We start from the raw sequence: 16,281 nt of genomic DNA on the forward strand, positions 1-16,281 counted from the left end.
CCGCGTCCCGCCCGCCATCGTTGACCCGCCGCACTGCGGGGCCGGGGCCCCCCCCCCCCCGCCGGAGCCGCCCCCGGGCCCGCCCCCCCGCCGGGGGCGCCCGCCGACGCCTGGACGGAGGTCGGCTCCGACCGTGCCGACCCGCTGACCGAGAGCCAGGGCCTGACCTCGGTGGAGGTCCCCGCCGGAAGCCCCAACCACTACACGGGCATCGGCACGATCCCCTTCGGCGTCTCCAGCCGCGGCTGGAACCATGTGGGTGACCCCGACGCCTCGTACGGCGGCTACTACGTCGAGCCCTACCAGCGGGACTCCGGCGGCGCGAAGATGTTCCGGGTGCAGGCGCCGGGCGGCGGCTGGTCGGAGTACGTCCACGCCCTCGGCTCCGGTGAGGCGCTGAACAACTCGTGGGTCGCGATCTCGCCGGACGGCCAGTGGATGCTCTCCGGCGAGTACGGCACGATGACCCGCTTCCTGGTCTTCCCGACCCCGGGCGTCAACCCGGCCACCTCGCCGTCCGCGAACCTCCCGCAGGTCTCGACCGTCAACCTCGACCACCCGGTGCGGGACGTCCAGGGCTGCGACTTCTCCACCCCGACCCAGCTGCTGTGCTCCTCCGACGACCCGGCGGGCACCCTGTTCGGCGTCACCAAGCCGCTCCTCCAGGTCGACCTGTCCGGCCAGGCGAACGGCACGTCCGACGTCTCCGGGCACGTCACCGCCCTGCGTCAGCTGCCCCTGCGCAGCTCCTGCTCGGGCACGTTCGAGGCGGAGGGCATCGACTACGACCGCCGCACCGGCACCCTGCGGGTGATCGTCGTCTCCCCGGGCTTCTGCGTCCTGACCGACAGCAAGACGTACCGCTTCACCCGCGGCTAGGGCCTGCCGTCCGGATCGGCCCCGCCTGGCGGCCCTGGGCCGCGGGCCGGGGTCGATCCGGGGTCCGGGAGGGGCCGTCCGCCGCTCGGCGGTGCGGCCCGCTCCCGCCCCGGGCCGACGCCGGTGGTCCGTACCGGCCGGTGGTGCTTTTCTTGGGGAGAGGGTCGCGGTGGCGCGGGGAACCCGTGGTACCGGCACCCCGCCAGGAGAGGAGCGATCACGATGGACAGGGAAGAACAGCACCCGCAGTCCGTCTCCGTCGAGATCAGCGACTGCACCAAGGAGGACGCCCGGATCGTGTTCGACACGCTGTGCGCGTGCTTCGAGTCCGACCGGTGCGCCGAGGACGTACCCCAGCACATCCACGAGACCCGGCCCACGGTCTGGCTCGGCACGTTCGACGTGGCCGACAGGCACCGCTGCGACAGCCCGCCCCGGCTCGCCGGGTCCGTCACGGCCGACGTGCAGGGCGGCTACTGGGCGATCGACCGGATCCGGATGACCCTGGACGACCTGTTCGCCGTGCACGAGCTGAGCGGAGCCTCGGGCGACCAGGAACAGGAGCTGCACATCCGGCTGAGGAGCAGGTAGCCCACGCCCCGGACCGGGGGCGGGCGCAGGCCGTGAACCCGGCCCGCACCCGCCCCCGGCCCGCGCCTGCCCCGGCCCGCGCCTGCCCCGGCCCGCACCCGCCCCGGCCCGCACCCGGCCTGGCGCGGCCGCGGTCACCCATGTCGCGTGACTTCCGCGACATGTCCCCGTACGTGTTATGCAACTAGTTGCACAACCGGGGACCGGTCCTCTACAACAGGAGGTGACCACACCGCGCACGGAGGCCTCGATGAGCCGTTACCCCCACCTGCTGAGCCCGCTCGACCTGGGCTTCACCACGCTGCCCAACCGCGTCCTGATGGGCTCCATGCACGTCGGCCTGGAGGAGGCCGAGCGCGGCTTCGAGCGCATGGCGGAGTTCTACGCCGCCCGGGCGCGCGGGGGAGTGGGCCTGATCGTCACCGGCGGCATCGCGCCCAACGACGAGGGACGCCCCTACGAGGGCGGCGCCAAGCTCACCACCGACGCCGAGGCCGAGCAGCACCGCGAGATCACCGAGGCCGTGCACCGCGAGGGCGGCCGGATCGCGATGCAGATCCTGCACTTCGGGCGGTACGCCTACCACCGCGACCTGGTCGCGCCGAGCCCGCTCCAGGCGCCCATCAGCCCCTTCCCCCCGCGTGAGCTGACCGACGCCGACATCGAGCGGACCATCGGCGACTACGCCCGTGCCGCCCGGCTCGCCCGGCAGGCCGGTTACGACGGCGTCGAGATCATGGGCTCCGAGGGCTACCTCATCAACGAGTTCATCGCCCGCCAGACCAACCAGCGCACCGACCGCTGGGGCGGCGCCTACGAGAACCGGATGCGCTTCCCGGTGGAGATCGTGCGCCGGGTGCGTGAGGCGGTCGGCGAGGACTTCATCGTCATCTACCGGCTGTCCATGCTGGACCTCGTCCCCGGCGGCTCCTCGCTCGACGAGGTGATCACGCTCGCCAAGGCAGTCGAGGCCGCCGGTGCGACGATCATCAACACCGGCATCGGCTGGCACGAGGCCCGCATCCCGACCATCGCGACCTCCGTGCCGCGCGGCGCCTACACCTGGGTCACGAAGAGGCTCATGGGCGCGGTCTCGGTGCCGCTGGTGACGACGAACCGCATCAACACCCCCGAGCTCGCCGAGCAGTTGATAGCCGACGGCGGCGCCGACATGGTGTCGATGGCCCGGCCGATGCTGGCCGACCCCGACTTCGTCGCCAAGGCCGCGGCCGGCCGGCCCGAGGCCATCAACACCTGCATCGGCTGCAACCAGGCCTGCCTCGACCACACCTTCAGCGGACAGATCACCTCCTGCCTGGTCAACCCGCGCGCCTGCCACGAGACCGAACTGGTCCTCGCGCCGACCCGGCTGCGCAAGCGCGTCGCCGTCGTGGGTGCCGGTCCGGCCGGCCTCGCCTGCGCCGTGAGCGCCGCCGAACGCGGCCACGCCGTCACCCTGTTCGACGCGGCGGGCGAGATCGGCGGCCAGCTCAACGTGGCCCGGCAGGTGCCCGGCAAGCAGGAGTTCGACGAGACGCTGCGCTACTTCCGCCACCAGCTCGACGCGCACGGCGTGGACGTACGGCTCGACACCTGGGCCGGTGCCGCCGACCTCGCCGGCTACGACGAGGTGGTCGTCGCCACCGGCGTCACCCCGCGCACCCCGGAGATCCCCGGCATCGACCACCCGAGCGTCGTGGGCTACCTGGACGTCCTGCGCGACAAGGCCCCCGTCGGCGACCGCGTCGCGATCCTCGGCGCGGGCGGCATCGGCTTCGACGTCGCCGAGTACCTCACCGACGGCGGCGACAAGGCGCACGAGGACCCGGCGACGTACTTCCGCCAGTGGGGCGTCGACCTGGACTACCGCGCGCCCGGCGGCCTGGCCGCCCCCGAGCGGCCCGCCCCGCCGCGCACCGTGCACCTGCTCCAGCGCAAGACCAGCAAGGTCGGTGCCGGCCTCGGCAAGACCACCGGCTGGATCCACCGCACCGAACTGAAGCACCGCGGCGTCACCATGGTCCCGGGAGTGCGCTACGACCGGATCGACGACGCCGGCCTGCACATCACCGTCGGTGACGAGAGCACGGTCCTCGCCGTCGACACGATCGTGCTGGCCACCGGGCAGGAGCCGCGCCGCGGGCTGTACGAGGAACTGCTCGCCGCCGGCCGCAGCGCGCACCTCATCGGCGGCGCCGACGTGGCCGCCGAGCTCGACGCCAAGCGCGCCATCAAGCAGGGCACGGAGCTGGCGGCGGCGCTCTAGCAGTCGTAGGGCGTCCCTAGGATGACTCCATGTCACTCCCGCACGCGATCCTCACCGCCCTGCTCGAGAAGCCGTCGTCGGGCCTGGACCTGACCCGCCGGTTCGACAGGTCGATCGGCTACTTCTGGTCGGCGACGCATCAGCAGATCTATCGCGAGCTGGGACGACTGGAGACCGAGGGATACATCCGCGCCCTGCCGGCCGAACAGCCGGTCCGCGGGCAGAAGAAGACCTACGAGGTCCTGCCCGCGGGCCGCGCGGAACTGGCCCGCTGGACGGCCGCCGCCCAGGACCCGAAACCGCATCGCGACGCGCTGCTGCTGCGGCTGCGGGCCGCGGCCGTGGTCGGCACCGCGGGGCTCGAGGCCGACCTGCGCCGCCATCTCGACCTGCACCGGAGCCAGTTGGCCGAGTACCGGCAGATCGAGGAGCGGGACTTCCCGCCCGGTGCGGACGGCGACCAGGACCGGCTGCGGCATCTCGTGCTGCGTGCGGGCATCGACCTGGAGACCTTCTGGACGGGCTGGCTCACCCATGCGCTGGCGGAGTTCGCACAGCTGGAGCAACAGCCGGAGCAAGAACCGGAGCAACAGCCGGAGCAACAACCGGAGAGACAGCCGCAGCAACAACCGGAGCGCGACGGCCGGTTGTGACCGCCGGTTCCCGGGCGGGGGCCCGCGCAGGCTAGAAGCGGCGCGGCCGGGAGCGTCGGCGCAGGATGAAGTACGTGGCGACGACGCCGCCGCCCACCAGCGCTCCGCCCGCCGCCGCCGGCAGGTCGCCGTAGTCCTGTGTGCCGCCGCCGAGTCCGCCCAGGACACCGCGCGCCGGTGCGGCCGTGGCCGTGGCCGTGGCCGTGGGCGTGGGGGCGGGCACGGGCGCGGACGTCGCGGTGGTCGTCGTCCCGGGCTGCCCGGAGACGATCACGGACTGGATTCCGGCGGTGGCGCTGTTCGAGCAGGTGACGACGACCGTGTAGGCGCCCGGGGCGACGTTCGTCCAGGCCGCGGACTGGCCGGCGGCGGTGCCGGTGAGTGTCGCCTGCCGCCCCTCGGAGAAGGCCCCCTGGTTGGGGGTGAGCAGGGCGGCGGTGCCCCAACTGCCGTTCAGCTGCGCGCACGCGCTGGTCGTCACCGAGACCGTCGTTCCGGTCGTGCTCACCGAGATGCCCGGACCTCGGGCCAGGGCGGGCGCGGGGGCCAGGGCGAGCGGGAGTGCCGCGGCGGCCGCGCAGGTCAGGCCGGCGCGCAGAAGAAGATGGGCAGTGCGCATCGGTGTCCTCCGGCGGCACGGTCGGCGGAACGTCCTGGCGCCGCCGAGGATCGGGGAAGGCCGTGCCCCTCAGATGCAGCCAACGTGCCCGCGGATCGGCCCGCATTCCGGCCGCCCCCAGACAGGTGACCGGATCCGTTCCGCCGTGGATCACGCCGGGAGGTCAGGGGGCCGCCGTGCCGCCCGTCCCCGTCGTCACCGTCAACTCCGGGGAGAATCCGCCCCAGGTGCCGTCCGGCAGCCTGGCCCGCAGCCGTACCCGGTGGTGCGTCCCCGACTCCCGTCCCAGGTAGAAGCTGTACGTCGCCCGGCCGCGCGGCGGGGTCCCGCCCCAGGTCAGGGAAGTGGCCGTACGGCCGTCGAGCTGGATCTGATACTCGGTGACCACGCCGTCCGTGTGCGGCGGGAGCCAGGAAAGGTCGAGGTAGCAGGCCCCGTCCGCCGTGCGGGTCGTCGCGCGGAAGGCGGACGGCGCGGTGTCCCGGCCGTCGTCCGTGCCCGGCGCGGTGGTGAGTCCGACGGTGTCACTGGCGGGCGAGAGGTTGTCCGCGGCGTCCCGGGCCCGGACGGTGAAGGAGTAGCGGGTGTCCGGCCGCAGTCCGGTCACCACCGTCGCCGTCTGGCCCCCGCCGACGCTGTGGATCTTCGTACCGCCCTGGTAGATCTCGTACGAGACCACCTTCCGGTCGTCTGTTGAGGCGGACCAGGACAGCTGGACGGCCCGGCCGCCGGCCGCCCGCCCGGCCAGGCGGCCCGGAGCGGTCGGGGCCGAGCGGTCCGCGGCCACGGCCGCGGGAGTCGTGGCGCGCACCTCGCGGCTGCGCGGCCCGAGCCGGCCTGCGGAGTCGCGGGCGCGCACGGTGAAGACGTATCCGGTGGACGGGTGGAGCCGGACGACGTCGACCATGTGGGCCGAGCCGGGCACCTCGGTGACTTTCGTGGGGCCGCGGTACACCTCGTACCCGTCGACCCCCTGGGCGGCCGTGGCCGCGTTCCACATGACGTGCACGCTGGTCGCGCTGCCCGCGACGGCGGTGACTCCCGTCGGCGCGCCGGGCATCCCACCGGTCTCCTCCCCGGCCCCCGGCCGGCCGCAGGACGCGATCAGCAGGAGCCCGCACAGCGGCAGCACACGGCGCACGACTCGCCTCCCGTCGGGGCAGGACACGGCGGCAATGGTCCGGACCAATATGACCCGTTGTTGCTGTCCCTTCAAGAGGGCGGTGGCGCGGAGGCCCGTGCGGCGGCTTGTGCGGCGGTCCGGGTGGCGTCATTGGTGACAGGGCGCGGAGGTTACGTATGCTGAACCTCCTCAGGGCCGAACTCTCCGCACAGAGCGTGGAGTTCACACCTGTGGCGCGGACGCTGTCGTCGCTGATCCCGCGCCGGTGCGGGTGTCCGGGCGGCCGGGACCTGGAAGGGTTCCGGCCCCCCGGCCCCGGTCCTCCCGTGGCCGTCCTCACACCTTCCGGTAGGTGTACGCCTCCGTCGCCGCCACCTCCACCGCGCCGAGGTCGGCTCCCGTCGACGCCGTGACGACCGCGGCGACCGCGCCCTCGACGAACGGCGCGTCGACCAGGCGGGTGTTGTCGGGCAGTTCGTCGCCCTCCGCCAGCAGTGCCTTCACGGTCAGCACGGCGCTGCCGAGGTCGGCGAGGACTGCGACCCCGGCGCCCCGGTCGACGGCCGCGGCCGCGGCGGCGATCAGCTCGGCGCTGGTGCCGAAGCCGCCGCCCGTGGTGCCGCCCGCCGCCGCGACGGACACCGTGCCCCCGCCGCCCGCCAGACCCTGCGCCAGCTCGGCCACGGACTCGGCCACCCGCGCGCTGTGCGACACCAGCACGATCCCGACCAGGTTCCTGTCACTCATCGTCAGCCTCCACGAGAGCGGCGATCAGCAGCGCCGACGAGGTGGCACCGGGGTCCTGGTGCCCGATGCTGCGCTCGCCCAGATAGCTGGCCCGGCCCTTGCGGGCCTGGAGCGGAACGGTCGCCTCGGCACCCTGCTCGGCGGCGGTGCGGGCCGCGCCGAACCCCTCGGCGAGGGCGTCGACCGCCGGCACCAGGGCGTCGACCATGGTCTTGTCGCCGGGAGCGGCGCCGCCGAGCGCCATGACGGCGTCCACGCCCGCCCGCAGGGCCACCGCGAACTGCTCCTCGTCCACCTCGGCGGCCTCGCCGAGCGCCTTGCCGGTGCGGCGCAGCAGGGTCCCGTAGAGCGGTCCGGACGCGCCGCCGACGGTGGAGATGAGCTGCCGTCCGGCGAGCGTCAGGACGGCGCCGGGCGTCTGCGGCGCCTCCTTCTCCAGCGTGGCGGTCACCGCGGCGAACCCCCGCCGGAGGTTGCTGCCGTGGTCGGCGTCCCCGATCGGCGAGTCGAGGGCGGTGAGCCGTTCCGCCTCGCGGTCGACGGCAGCGGCGGCCGCCGTCATCCAGCGGCGGAAGAAGTCGGCGTCGAGCACGGGATCTCCTTGCGTGGTAGGTACCTCGGCCGTCGGGTTCACCGGGTCAGACACCCCAGCGCAGACCCGGTGTCCTGACGGGCGCGTCCCACAGCCGCAGCAGTTCCTCGTCGACCTGGCACAGCGTCACCGAGGCTCCCGCCATGTCGAGCGAGGTCACGTAGTTGCCGACGAGTGTGCGGGCGACAGGCACCCCGCGCTCCCTGAGCACCCGCTGCACCTCGGCGCTGAAGCCGTACAGCTCCAGCAGCGGTGTCGCGCCCATGCCGTTGACCAGGAGGAGGACGGGATTGCGTACGGGCATGTCGTCGAGGATCGCGTGGACGGCGAAGTCGGCGATCTCGCCCGAGGTCATCATCGCCCGTCGCTCCCGGCCCGGCTCGCCGTGGATGCCGATGCCCAGCTCCAGTTCGCCCGGCGGCAGATCGAAGGTGGGGGATCCCTTCGCCGGCGTGGTGACCGCGCTGAGCGCCACACCGAAACTGCGGGAGTGCGCGTTGACCTGCCGGGCGATCGACTCCACGTCCTCCAGCGGCCGTCCCTCGGCGGCGGCCGCCCCGGCCAGCTTCTCCACGAACAGCGTGGCACCGGTGCCGCGGCGGCCGGCGGTGTACAGGCTGTCGGTGACGGCCACGTCGTCGTCGACCAGCACCTTGGCGATGCGGATGCCCTCGTCCTCGGCGAGTTCGGCCGCCATGTCGAAGTTGAGGACGTCCCCGGTGTAGTTCTTCACCACGAACAGCACCCCGGCACCGCTGTCCACGGCTGCCGCCGCCCGCACCATCTGATCCGGAACCGGGGACGTGAAGACCTCGCCGGGGCATGCCGCGGAGAGCATCCCGGGACCCACGAAGCCGCCGTGCAGGGGCTCGTGCCCCGACCCTCCGCCGGAGACGAGGGCGACCTCGCCGGCCACCGGGGCGTCCCGCCGCACGATCACGCGGTTCTCCACGTCGACGGTCAGCTCCGGATGGGCCGCCGCCATGCCCCGTAGAGCGTCCGCGACCACGGACTCCGGGACATTGATGAGCATCCTCATGGGTACCTCCCGGTCAGCTGAACTGAGGGGTTCCTGATCTGCGCTTTTCTCCGGCCGGACCCGGTGCGGATCGGCGGGAGGGTCGTCGCCCCCAGTATCGGCCTTGCGGTAGCGAAGGTCACGTGTGCACGCTCGCACGCGCGGGACCGTTGTGGCCGGCAAGGAGGCCGGCCGGGTTCAGGACGCGAGTACGTCGTTCCCGTCCCGGGACCGCGCCACCGCTCGGGCGAGGCCGTCGTGCAGCTCCTGAAGCACCGTCAGGGTGGGCTCGCCGGTGGGCCGGCCGTCCGTCACCTCGCGGCCGGCCCACGTACTCGGTGGTCACCGGCTCGAAGGTCACCGGCGTCAAGGGAGCCCGGCGGTCCCGTCCTGGCCGAGCTGGGTCTGCACGTCCTGACGGCCGGCTACGGGCCCAACTCCTCTTCCACCGAATGCTGTTGGTGACCTCACTGGTCATGGGCGACGATCTCGGCGGACCGATGCCCGTCCCGGTGGGCCCCATCCACTTCAGCACCCCCGGCGACTCCACCTCGAAGCACGGTCACGCGCACGCGTTCCACGTGACGCCGGTGCTCGACCTCGTACGCGGTCCGATGCCGGGGACACCCGCCCTCCCGGGGGCGTCAGCCGGTCTTGTGGCCCCAGCGCGGGCCGACCAGGTCCCATTCCCTGCCCCACTGGTCGATGCGCCGCCGGTCGAGCCGCCACCGGACGACCGACCCGGCCCCGACGACCAGACCGGCCAGCCCCAGCGCCGCACCCGTGCCGAGCAGGGCCGACTCGAAGGCGCCCTCCGTGACGCTCGGCGGTTCGGCGCTGAGCGTGCCCCGGGCGTTCAGCCAGACCATGACCGAGGTACCGGCCTTCAGCCCGCCCGGCACCGGAGCCTGGCCCGTGTGGCTGGAGCCGTCGGCCGCCGTCCAGTGGATCCTCGCCGGGACCCGCCCGTCCACTCCGTCGGTCGCGGTGGTGGCCGGCGCGACATCGGTGAGCAGGACGGCCGCGACGGTGTACCGTTCGGCGCGCTGACGGGCGAACTCCTGGTCGGCCGCGTGCGTCGTCACCAGGCCGGCGAGCGTGCCGCCGACCACGACGGCCACCCAGACGGCGAGCATGACCCACGCCTCGACGATGTCGTCACGCCGACGCAGCGGACTGCTCCTCCACCGCCACAGGCGGCGCTTCCTGTTGCCGTTGCCGCTGCTCATAGGCTCGCACCTCCCTTTCACCGTACGCTCGTGTCGCCGGGGCCGCATGGGACCCGTGGACCTCACCGTCACGACCCGTGACCCCTCGGCCGAGGCACCGGCCCCCTCGGCCCTCACCCGGCCCCCGACCTCGGCTTCCGCCTGGGGCCCCCGACCCGCCTCCGACCTCGGCTTCCGTCCCCCGCCCCCGGTCCGCTCCCTCGTCCGTCCGGGCACCCGCACGGGCTCCGCACGGGCTCCGCACCGGCTCCGTACGGCCGCCCCACGGGTTCCCCCGGCTTCGGCCCGGCCTCCCCGGCACCGGCCCCGGCACCGCTCCTTCCGGACACCGCCGGACACCGCCGGACACCGGAACAGGCGGCCGACCGGCCGGGGAGCGGTGCGTCGCCCGGACGGTTGCCCGGATTCGGCCGGATGGGCCGGTCCTCCTGCCCGCTCCCCGCCGGACGGGGGAGGGTGGGAGACAAACGGACCGGCACCTCCGACGAACACCGATCCGGAAGGGAATCCAAGATGTCCGTCGACACGCGGCAGGAGTCCGCCCCGCTCACCGACGACGAGCTCAGGACGCTCGACGCCCACTGGCGCGCGGCGAACTATCTGGCCGTCGGCCAGATCTACCTCATGGCCAACCCGCTGCTGGCCGAGCCGCTGCGGGCCGAGCACATCAAGCCGCGGCTGCTCGGCCACTGGGGCACCTCGCCCGGACTGAACCTGGTCTACACCCACCTCAACCGTGTGATCCGGGCCCGCGACCTGAACGCCCTGTGCATCTGGGGCCCCGGCCACGGCGGACCGGCGGTGGTCGCCAATTCCTGGCTGGAGGGCTCGTACAGCGAGACGTATCCGGACATCACCCGGGACGCGTCCGGCATGGCCCGGCTCTTCCGGCAGTTCTCGTTCCCCGGCGGTGTCCCCAGCCATGTGGCACCCGAGACACCGGGCTCCGTCCACGAGGGCGGCGAGCTCGGCTACGCGCTCTCGCACGCCTACGGAGCCGCGTTCGACAACCCCGACCTGCTCGTCACCTGCGTCATCGGCGACGGCGAGGCGGAGACCGGGCCGCTGGCCACGTCCTGGCACTCCAACAAGTTCCTCGACCCCCGCAACGACGGCGCGGTCCTGCCGATCCTCCACCTCAACGGCTACAAGATCGCAAATCCGACGGTGCTCGCCCGCATCCCCGAGTCCGAACTCGACGAACTGCTGCGGGGTTACGGCCACGACCCGATCCACGTCACCGGCGACGACCCCGACGTCGTCCACCGGGCGATGGCCCGCGCCCTGGACACCGCGGTGGACCGGATCGCGCGGATCCAGCGCGCCGCACGCGAGGAGAACGCCACCGAACGCCCCCGCTGGCCGGTCATCGTGCTGCGTACCCCGAAGGGCTGGACCGGCCCGAAGACCGTCGACGGCGTGCCGGTGGAAGGCACCTGGCGTGCGCACCAGGTGCCGCTGGCCGGCGTCCGGGACAACCCGGAGCACCTGCGGCTGCTGGAGGCATGGCTGCGTTCCTACCGTCCCGAGGAACTGTTCGACGAGCACGGCCGCCCCCGTCCCGACGTCCTGGCCTGCCTTCCCACGGGCGCCCGCCGGCTGGGTGCCACCCCGCACGCCAACGGCGGGCTGCTGCTGCGCGAACTCCCCCTGCCCGCGCTGGAGACGTACGCCGTCCCGGTCGAGAAGCCGGGCCTCACCCTGCACGAGCCCACCCGGGTCCTGGGCGAGGTGCTCCAGCACGTGATGGCGGCCACCGCCGAGCGGCGCGACTTCCGTCTCGTGGGCCCCGACGAGACCGCCTCCAACCGCCTCGACGCCGTCTACGCCGCCACCGGCAAGGCCTGGCAGGGACAGACCCTCGACGTCGACGAACACCTCGACCCGCACGGGCGGGTGGTGGAGATGCTGTCCGAACACACCTGCCAGGGCTGGCTGGAGGGCTATCTGCTCACCGGCCGGCACGGACTGTTCTCCTGCTACGAGGCGTTCACGCACATCGTCGACTCGATGGTGAACCAGCACATCAAGTGGCTGCGGGTGACCCGCCGCCTGCCCTGGCGCGCACCCATCGCGTCCCTCAACTACCTGCTCACCTCGCACGTGTGGCGCCAGGACCACAACGGTTTCTCCCACCAGGACCCCGGTTTCGTCGACCACGTCCTGAACAAGAGCCCGGAAGTGGTGCGGGTCTACCTCCCGCCGGACGCCAACACCCTGCTGTCGGTGGCCGATCACGCGCTGCGCAGCCGCGACTACGTCAATGTGATCGTGGCCGGCAAGCAGCCCTGCTTCGACTGGCTGTCGATGGACCAGGCCCGCGTCCACTGCGCGCGCGGCGCCGGGATCTGGGAGTGGGCGGGCACCGAGGACGGCACCCGTGAACCGGACGTGGTGCTCGCCTGCGCCGGTGACGTCCCCACCCAGGAGGTGCTGGCCGCCGCGCAGTTGCTGCGCCGGCACCTGTCGGAGCTGGCGGTGCGCGTGGTGAACGTCGTCGACATCGCCCGCCTGCTGCCGAGCGAGGAACACCCGCACGGGATGAGCGACTTCGAGTTCGACGGCCTGTTCACCCCGGACCGGCCGGTCGTCTTCGCCTACCACGGCTACCCGTGGCTGATCCACCGTCTCGCCTACCGTCGCAGCGGCCACCGCAACCTGCATGTCCGCGGCTACAAGGAGATCGGTACCACGACCACGCCGTTCGACATGGTGGTCGGCAACGACCTCGACCGCTACCGCCTGGTCATGGACGTCATCGACCGGGTTCCGGGACTCGCGGTGCGGGCGGCCGCCGTACGGCAGCGGATGGAGGACGCCCGGCAACGCCACCACGAGTGGATCCGCGAGCACGGCGTCGACCTCCCGGAGGTCGCGGAGTGGGCTTGGGAGGGCTAGGAGCCGGCCGAGAGCTCCGGAAAGGGGTGCGGCCCGGTCGCGAGCGGTCGGACGGAGGCGGTGGGCCGGCAGGGCGCACGCACGGGTGCGGACGGCGCAGAGGCGGGAGCAGGGGCGGTCGCGCCATGCGCCCTGTCACGGCCTCTCGCCGGGCGCCTACAGTGTGGCGCCACGGCTCTGCGAGAGCGTGCCGCAGGGCCGGGTCCCAGCACGTGGTCCCCGGCCGTCCCGCCACGGCCGCCGACCGTACCGGGCGCGGCCGCGCACACCGGCTCGGCTCCAGCGGAGCGCAGGGGTGCCGACGGCCACGCGTGCGACAGGCACCATCCCTGTGAATCCGCTCGGACCGCAACGTCGGCAGCCCCGCGGACCGAGCGCGCGTCGAACCCTGGAGGCCGCTGTGTCCCGACCGTGCATCGCCCTGATCGCCGACCCCACGTCCACCGAAGGCTGCCGGGAGTACCTGGCCCAGGCGGTGGAACTGCTCACCGGCGCCCCGCCGGTCCGGATCGACGCCCGGCACTTCGGAGCCGGCGGGACGGGCCGTGGCGTCCTCGAAGGGGGCCGGTTACGGCTGTACGTCCCGCAGGAGGAGACGGACGTGCTCCCCGACGTGGTCGTGCTCTACGAGATCCAGCCCCAGCACCGTCATGAACTCGCCGCGTTCCAGCGCCTGCTGGAGGCACCGGAGGTGGTGTCCCTCGGCACCGGCCCGGCCGCCTGGCGTACGGCGACGCAGAAGAACCTGACCGTGGAGCGCTTCGCCCGCGACGGTGTCGCCCAGATGGAGACCGTGGTCCTGTCCCGGCCCGAACGGCGGGAGGCGGCCGCGGCGTTCGGCCGGCTCGGCGGTGACGTCTGGGCCCGGCCCGTGGTCGGCACGGGCGGCAACGACACCTTCCACATCACCACCGTGGCCCAACTCGACGACGCCACCGACTTCTACGCGCGATGCGGCTCCGACTGGCTGCTGTCCCGCGACGCGGGCAACGTCACCGCGGACGGCATGCGCCACCAGTTCCGGGTGTTCGTCCTGCACGGACGGGTCGTGCACGCCCGTGAGCACCTCCAGCCGGAACCGGACACGCCCTGCAACACCTGCCGGGGCGCCACCCCCGTCCACCTGACGCCGCAGGAGCTGCCCCCGCGGCTCGCCGAACTCGCCGTCGCCGCGACCGAGTCGGTCGGGCTGCCCTTCGCCGGGGTCGACCTGGCCGTCGAGAACGGGGGAGTCGTCTTCGAGGTCAACGTCCAGCCGGCGTTCGTGCCCGGTGAACTCCAGAGCGTGGCCGTCCCGTACATCCGGGCCCATCTCGACGCCCTCGCCCTGCTGCGCGGGGACCGCCAGGTCCTGGCGCACCCGGCCCGGCCGGCCCTCGACCGGGGCGGTCAGCTCTCCGCCTGAACGAGCCGGGCCGCGGCACGGACACCCCGCCGCGGCCCGCGGCGGCCGTCACAGCTTCAGGGTGAACCAGGTCGTCTTGCCCTCGTCGGTCGGCCGTACGCCCCAGTTGTCGGCGAGGGTGCGTACCAGGATCAGGCCCCGGCCGGACTCCTCGTCCTCGCCGGCCAGCCGAGGCTGGGGGAGCTGCGGGCTGCGGTCGCTGACCTCGACGGTGAGGTCGGTGGCGGTGCGGTGCAGATGCAGTCCGAGCGGGCCCTGTGCGTGCTGGACGGCGTTGGTCAGGGTCTCCGAGAGCAGCAGGAGGGCGTCGTCGGCGCCGGCCGTGCAGTTCCACGAGGAGAGCGCCTTGTACAACAGGGCACGGCCCTCGGGCACCGAGGCGGGCAGGGCCGGAAGGTCGGCGGTGACGGCCGCGAGCGGCGCGGCCGGCAACTGTGCCAGCAGCAGCGTGACATCGTCGTTGTGGCTCTCGGCGTCCGGCAGCAGGCTCGCCAGCACATGGTCGGCGGCGGCCTCCAGACACGGGGTCCCGGAGAAGAAGCTGTTCAGCACGACGGTCAGTTCGCCCAGCCTGACCTCGATGTCGCTGCCCGGTGTCTCGATCAGGCCGTCCGTGTACATCACCAGCGTGGCGCCCGGCGGAATGGCGCAGCTGGACTGCTCGTACAGGATGCCGCCGACGCCGAGCGGCGCGTTCACCGGGGCGGGCAGGTCGCGGATCATGTTCCCCGCCCCGGCGACCAGGACCGGCAGATGCCCGGCCGAGCAGACGGTCACCGTGCCCGCGTCGGGGGCGATGACGAGGTAGCAGCAGGTGACCAGTTGGTCCGGGACGTCCAGGTCGGTCACGCAGGTGTCCAGGGCCTGCATGAGCTGCCGGGGCTGCATCCCGGTCTTGGCCAGCGCGTGTGCGGCCGAGCGCAACTGGCCCATGACGGCCGCGGCTTCGAGACCGCGGCCCATGACGTCGCCGATCAGCACCCCGACCCGGTCGGCGCCCAGCGGGATCAGGTCGAACCAGTCGCCGCCCACGCCGGCGCCCTGGGTGGCGGGCCGGTAGCGGCTCGCCGTGGCCAGGGCCGGCAGGGCGGGCGGGGTGCCCATGAGACTGCGCTGGAGGGTGAGCGCGATGTGCCGCTGCTGCTCGTACAGCGCGGTGAGCTCGGCCTCGGCGCGTTTACGGTCGCTGATGTCGCGCACGATGGCGCACGCCCCGACCACCGTGCCGTGGGCGTCCCGGGTGGGCCAGAGCGTGACGTCCACGTCCAGCAGCGCGCCGGTGCGGGTGACCCGCAGGGTCTCGAAGTGCTCGACCCGCTCGCCCTGGCGCAGCCGCTCCAGCAGCGCGCTGATCTCGTCCTCCAGCTCGGCGGGGGCCAGCAGCGAGACGTGCCGGCCGATCGCCTCCTCGGCCGTGTAGCCGTACAGCCGCTGGGCGGCCGCGTTCCAGTAGGTGATGTACCCGTCGAGGGTCTTGGCCAGGATCGCGTCCTGGGAGGACTCCACGAGCGCGGCCAGTTCGTTGATGCGGGCCTCGGCGGCCTTGCGGTCGCTGACGTCGCGCACGGCGGCGGACACCAGCAGGCCCTCCGCGGTCTCCAGCGGGCTGAGACTGATCTCCACCGGGAACTCGGTGCCGTCCTTGCGGATCCCGTGCAGTTCGAGCCCGGCCCCCATCGGGCGCACCTGCCGGTTGGCCGTGTAGCCGCCGCGGTGCCGCGTGTGCTGGGAGCGGAAGCGCTCCGGGATCAGCAACTCGACCGGATGCCCGAGCAGTTCCTCGCGGCGGTACCCGAACAGGGCCTCGGTCTGGGCGTTGACGAGCTTGATGACCCCGGTGTCGTCGACGATCACCATGGCGTCGGGGGCGGCCTCCAGCAGGCCCCGGAAGCGCTCCTCGGCCCCGCCGGGACCACTCTCCGGCGTACGGGTCTCACAGCGGCACCGTTTCTGCAGTTGCTGCTGCCCCACGCCGGCCGACCACGCCGGTCCCACGTCAACCAAGTCGGCCATGTCCCACCCCATCCTGCGATCGGTCGCAGGACATCTCAACGCTTTCCGGCCGCCCTCACGGTCTGATGTCGCTTACTGTCCGTACACTGCCCGAACCTGTCCGTCATCGCCCCCTCCCGGACGGCGGCACGGGGACCGGGAGGAGACAGGGGCCCGGGGGGGGGCGCCCCGGGCCCGGGGCGCGGCCCACCGGGGGGGGGGGGGTGTTGGGCCCCCCCCCCCCCCCCCCCCACGACCCCCGGGGGCCC

Annotated in this window: 13 protein-coding genes; 6 read left to right on the top strand and 7 right to left on the bottom strand. The window is 73.2% G+C overall.

The genetic code is table 11. The features are described 5' to 3' along the window. The first annotated feature begins 33 nt into the window (after positions 1-33). The 4 genes from ABT085_RS29430 to ABT085_RS29445 all read left to right on the top strand — a co-directional run bounded on the left by ABT085_RS29430 (position 34) and on the right by ABT085_RS29445 (position 4,389). A complete protein-coding gene (locus ABT085_RS29430) occupies positions 34-879 on the top strand; it encodes a hypothetical protein (protein ID WP_502982831.1) in 846 nt (281 codons plus the stop codon). Between the two features lie 222 nt (positions 880-1,101). Beyond that, the gene (locus tag ABT085_RS29435) at positions 1,102-1,470 is read left to right on the top strand and encodes a hypothetical protein (RefSeq protein ID WP_351614402.1); all 369 of its coding nucleotides are present in this window, start codon (positions 1,102-1,104) and stop codon (positions 1,468-1,470) included. Positions 1,471-1,720: 250 nt separating this feature from the next. Continuing rightward, the gene (locus ABT085_RS29440) at positions 1,721-3,736 is read left to right on the top strand and encodes an oxidoreductase (protein ID WP_351614405.1); all 2,016 of its coding nucleotides are present in this window, start codon (positions 1,721-1,723) and stop codon (positions 3,734-3,736) included. Between the two features lie 29 nt (positions 3,737-3,765). Next, entirely contained in the window at positions 3,766-4,389 is a 624-nt protein-coding gene (locus ABT085_RS29445) for a PadR family transcriptional regulator (RefSeq protein ID WP_351614408.1), read from the top strand. A 31-nt stretch (positions 4,390-4,420) separates the two neighbouring features. Here the strand turns inward: ABT085_RS29445 and ABT085_RS29450 are convergent, their stop codons facing one another. From ABT085_RS29450 to ABT085_RS29475, 6 genes are all read right to left on the bottom strand, one after another. After that, complete coding sequence (locus tag ABT085_RS29450; protein ID WP_351614410.1) at positions 4,421-5,008, bottom strand: hypothetical protein; 588 nt, start codon at positions 5,006-5,008, stop codon at positions 4,421-4,423. Between the two features lie 163 nt (positions 5,009-5,171). Beyond that, positions 5,172-6,149, bottom strand: a complete 978-nt coding sequence (locus ABT085_RS29455; protein ID WP_351614412.1) for a fibronectin type III domain-containing protein — start codon at positions 6,147-6,149, stop codon at positions 5,172-5,174. A 318-nt stretch (positions 6,150-6,467) separates the two neighbouring features. Continuing rightward, entirely contained in the window at positions 6,468-6,878 is a 411-nt protein-coding gene (locus tag ABT085_RS29460) for a PTS-dependent dihydroxyacetone kinase phosphotransferase subunit DhaM (RefSeq protein WP_351614415.1), read from the bottom strand. Then, complete coding sequence (gene dhaL, locus ABT085_RS29465; protein ID WP_351614418.1) at positions 6,871-7,470, bottom strand: dihydroxyacetone kinase subunit DhaL; 600 nt, start codon at positions 7,468-7,470, stop codon at positions 6,871-6,873. The genes ABT085_RS29460 and dhaL overlap by 8 nt, the downstream gene beginning before the upstream one ends. A 46-nt stretch (positions 7,471-7,516) precedes the next feature. Next, positions 7,517-8,509, bottom strand: a complete 993-nt coding sequence (gene dhaK / locus ABT085_RS29470) for a dihydroxyacetone kinase subunit DhaK (RefSeq protein ID WP_351614421.1) — start codon at positions 8,507-8,509, stop codon at positions 7,517-7,519. Between the two features lie 623 nt (positions 8,510-9,132). After that, entirely contained in the window at positions 9,133-9,717 is a 585-nt protein-coding gene (locus tag ABT085_RS29475) for an Rv1733c family protein (RefSeq protein WP_351614424.1), read from the bottom strand. A gap of 513 nt (positions 9,718-10,230) precedes the next feature. Here ABT085_RS29475 and ABT085_RS29480 point away from each other — a divergent pair. After that, positions 10,231-12,615: a phosphoketolase family protein gene (locus ABT085_RS29480; RefSeq protein ID WP_351614426.1), complete on the top strand. Its 2,385-nt coding sequence runs from the start codon at positions 10,231-10,233 to the stop codon at positions 12,613-12,615. Positions 12,616-13,015: 400 nt separating this feature from the next. Beyond that, the gene (locus tag ABT085_RS29485) at positions 13,016-14,020 is read left to right on the top strand and encodes an ATP-grasp domain-containing protein (protein WP_351614429.1); all 1,005 of its coding nucleotides are present in this window, start codon (positions 13,016-13,018) and stop codon (positions 14,018-14,020) included. A 48-nt stretch (positions 14,021-14,068) separates the two neighbouring features. Here the strand turns inward: ABT085_RS29485 and ABT085_RS29490 are convergent, their stop codons facing one another. Further along, positions 14,069-16,033, bottom strand: a complete 1,965-nt coding sequence (locus ABT085_RS29490; RefSeq protein ID WP_351614432.1) for a PAS domain S-box protein — start codon at positions 16,031-16,033, stop codon at positions 14,069-14,071. Positions 16,034-16,281: the final 248 nt, after the last annotated feature.

Origin of the sequence: Streptomyces sp. NPDC002265 (assembly GCF_040296125.1) — a bacterium.
Taxonomy (GTDB): domain Bacteria; phylum Actinomycetota; class Actinomycetes; order Streptomycetales; family Streptomycetaceae; genus Streptomyces.

What these genes read in the sequence shown, in the direction of transcription:
- ABT085_RS29435 (WP_351614402.1), top strand. Translation starts at nt 1,102, where the DNA reads ATGGACAGGGAAGAACAGCACCCGCAGTCCGTCTCCGTCGAGATCAGC.
- ABT085_RS29440 (WP_351614405.1), top strand. Translation starts at nt 1,721, where the DNA reads ATGAGCCGTTACCCCCACCTGCTGAGCCCGCTCGACCTGGGCTTCACC.
- ABT085_RS29445 (WP_351614408.1), top strand. Translation starts at nt 3,766, where the DNA reads ATGTCACTCCCGCACGCGATCCTCACCGCCCTGCTCGAGAAGCCGTCG.
- ABT085_RS29450 (WP_351614410.1), bottom strand. Translation starts at nt 5,008, where the DNA reads ATGCGCACTGCCCATCTTCTTCTGCGCGCCGGCCTGACCTGCGCGGCC.
- ABT085_RS29460 (WP_351614415.1), bottom strand. Translation starts at nt 6,878, where the DNA reads ATGAGTGACAGGAACCTGGTCGGGATCGTGCTGGTGTCGCACAGCGCG.
- dhaK (WP_351614421.1), bottom strand. Translation starts at nt 8,509, where the DNA reads ATGAGGATGCTCATCAATGTCCCGGAGTCCGTGGTCGCGGACGCTCTA.
- ABT085_RS29475 (WP_351614424.1), bottom strand. Translation starts at nt 9,717, where the DNA reads ATGAGCAGCGGCAACGGCAACAGGAAGCGCCGCCTGTGGCGGTGGAGG.
- ABT085_RS29480 (WP_351614426.1), top strand. Translation starts at nt 10,231, where the DNA reads ATGTCCGTCGACACGCGGCAGGAGTCCGCCCCGCTCACCGACGACGAG.
- ABT085_RS29490 (WP_351614432.1), bottom strand. Translation starts at nt 16,033, where the DNA reads ATGGCCGACTTGGTTGACGTGGGACCGGCGTGGTCGGCCGGCGTGGGG.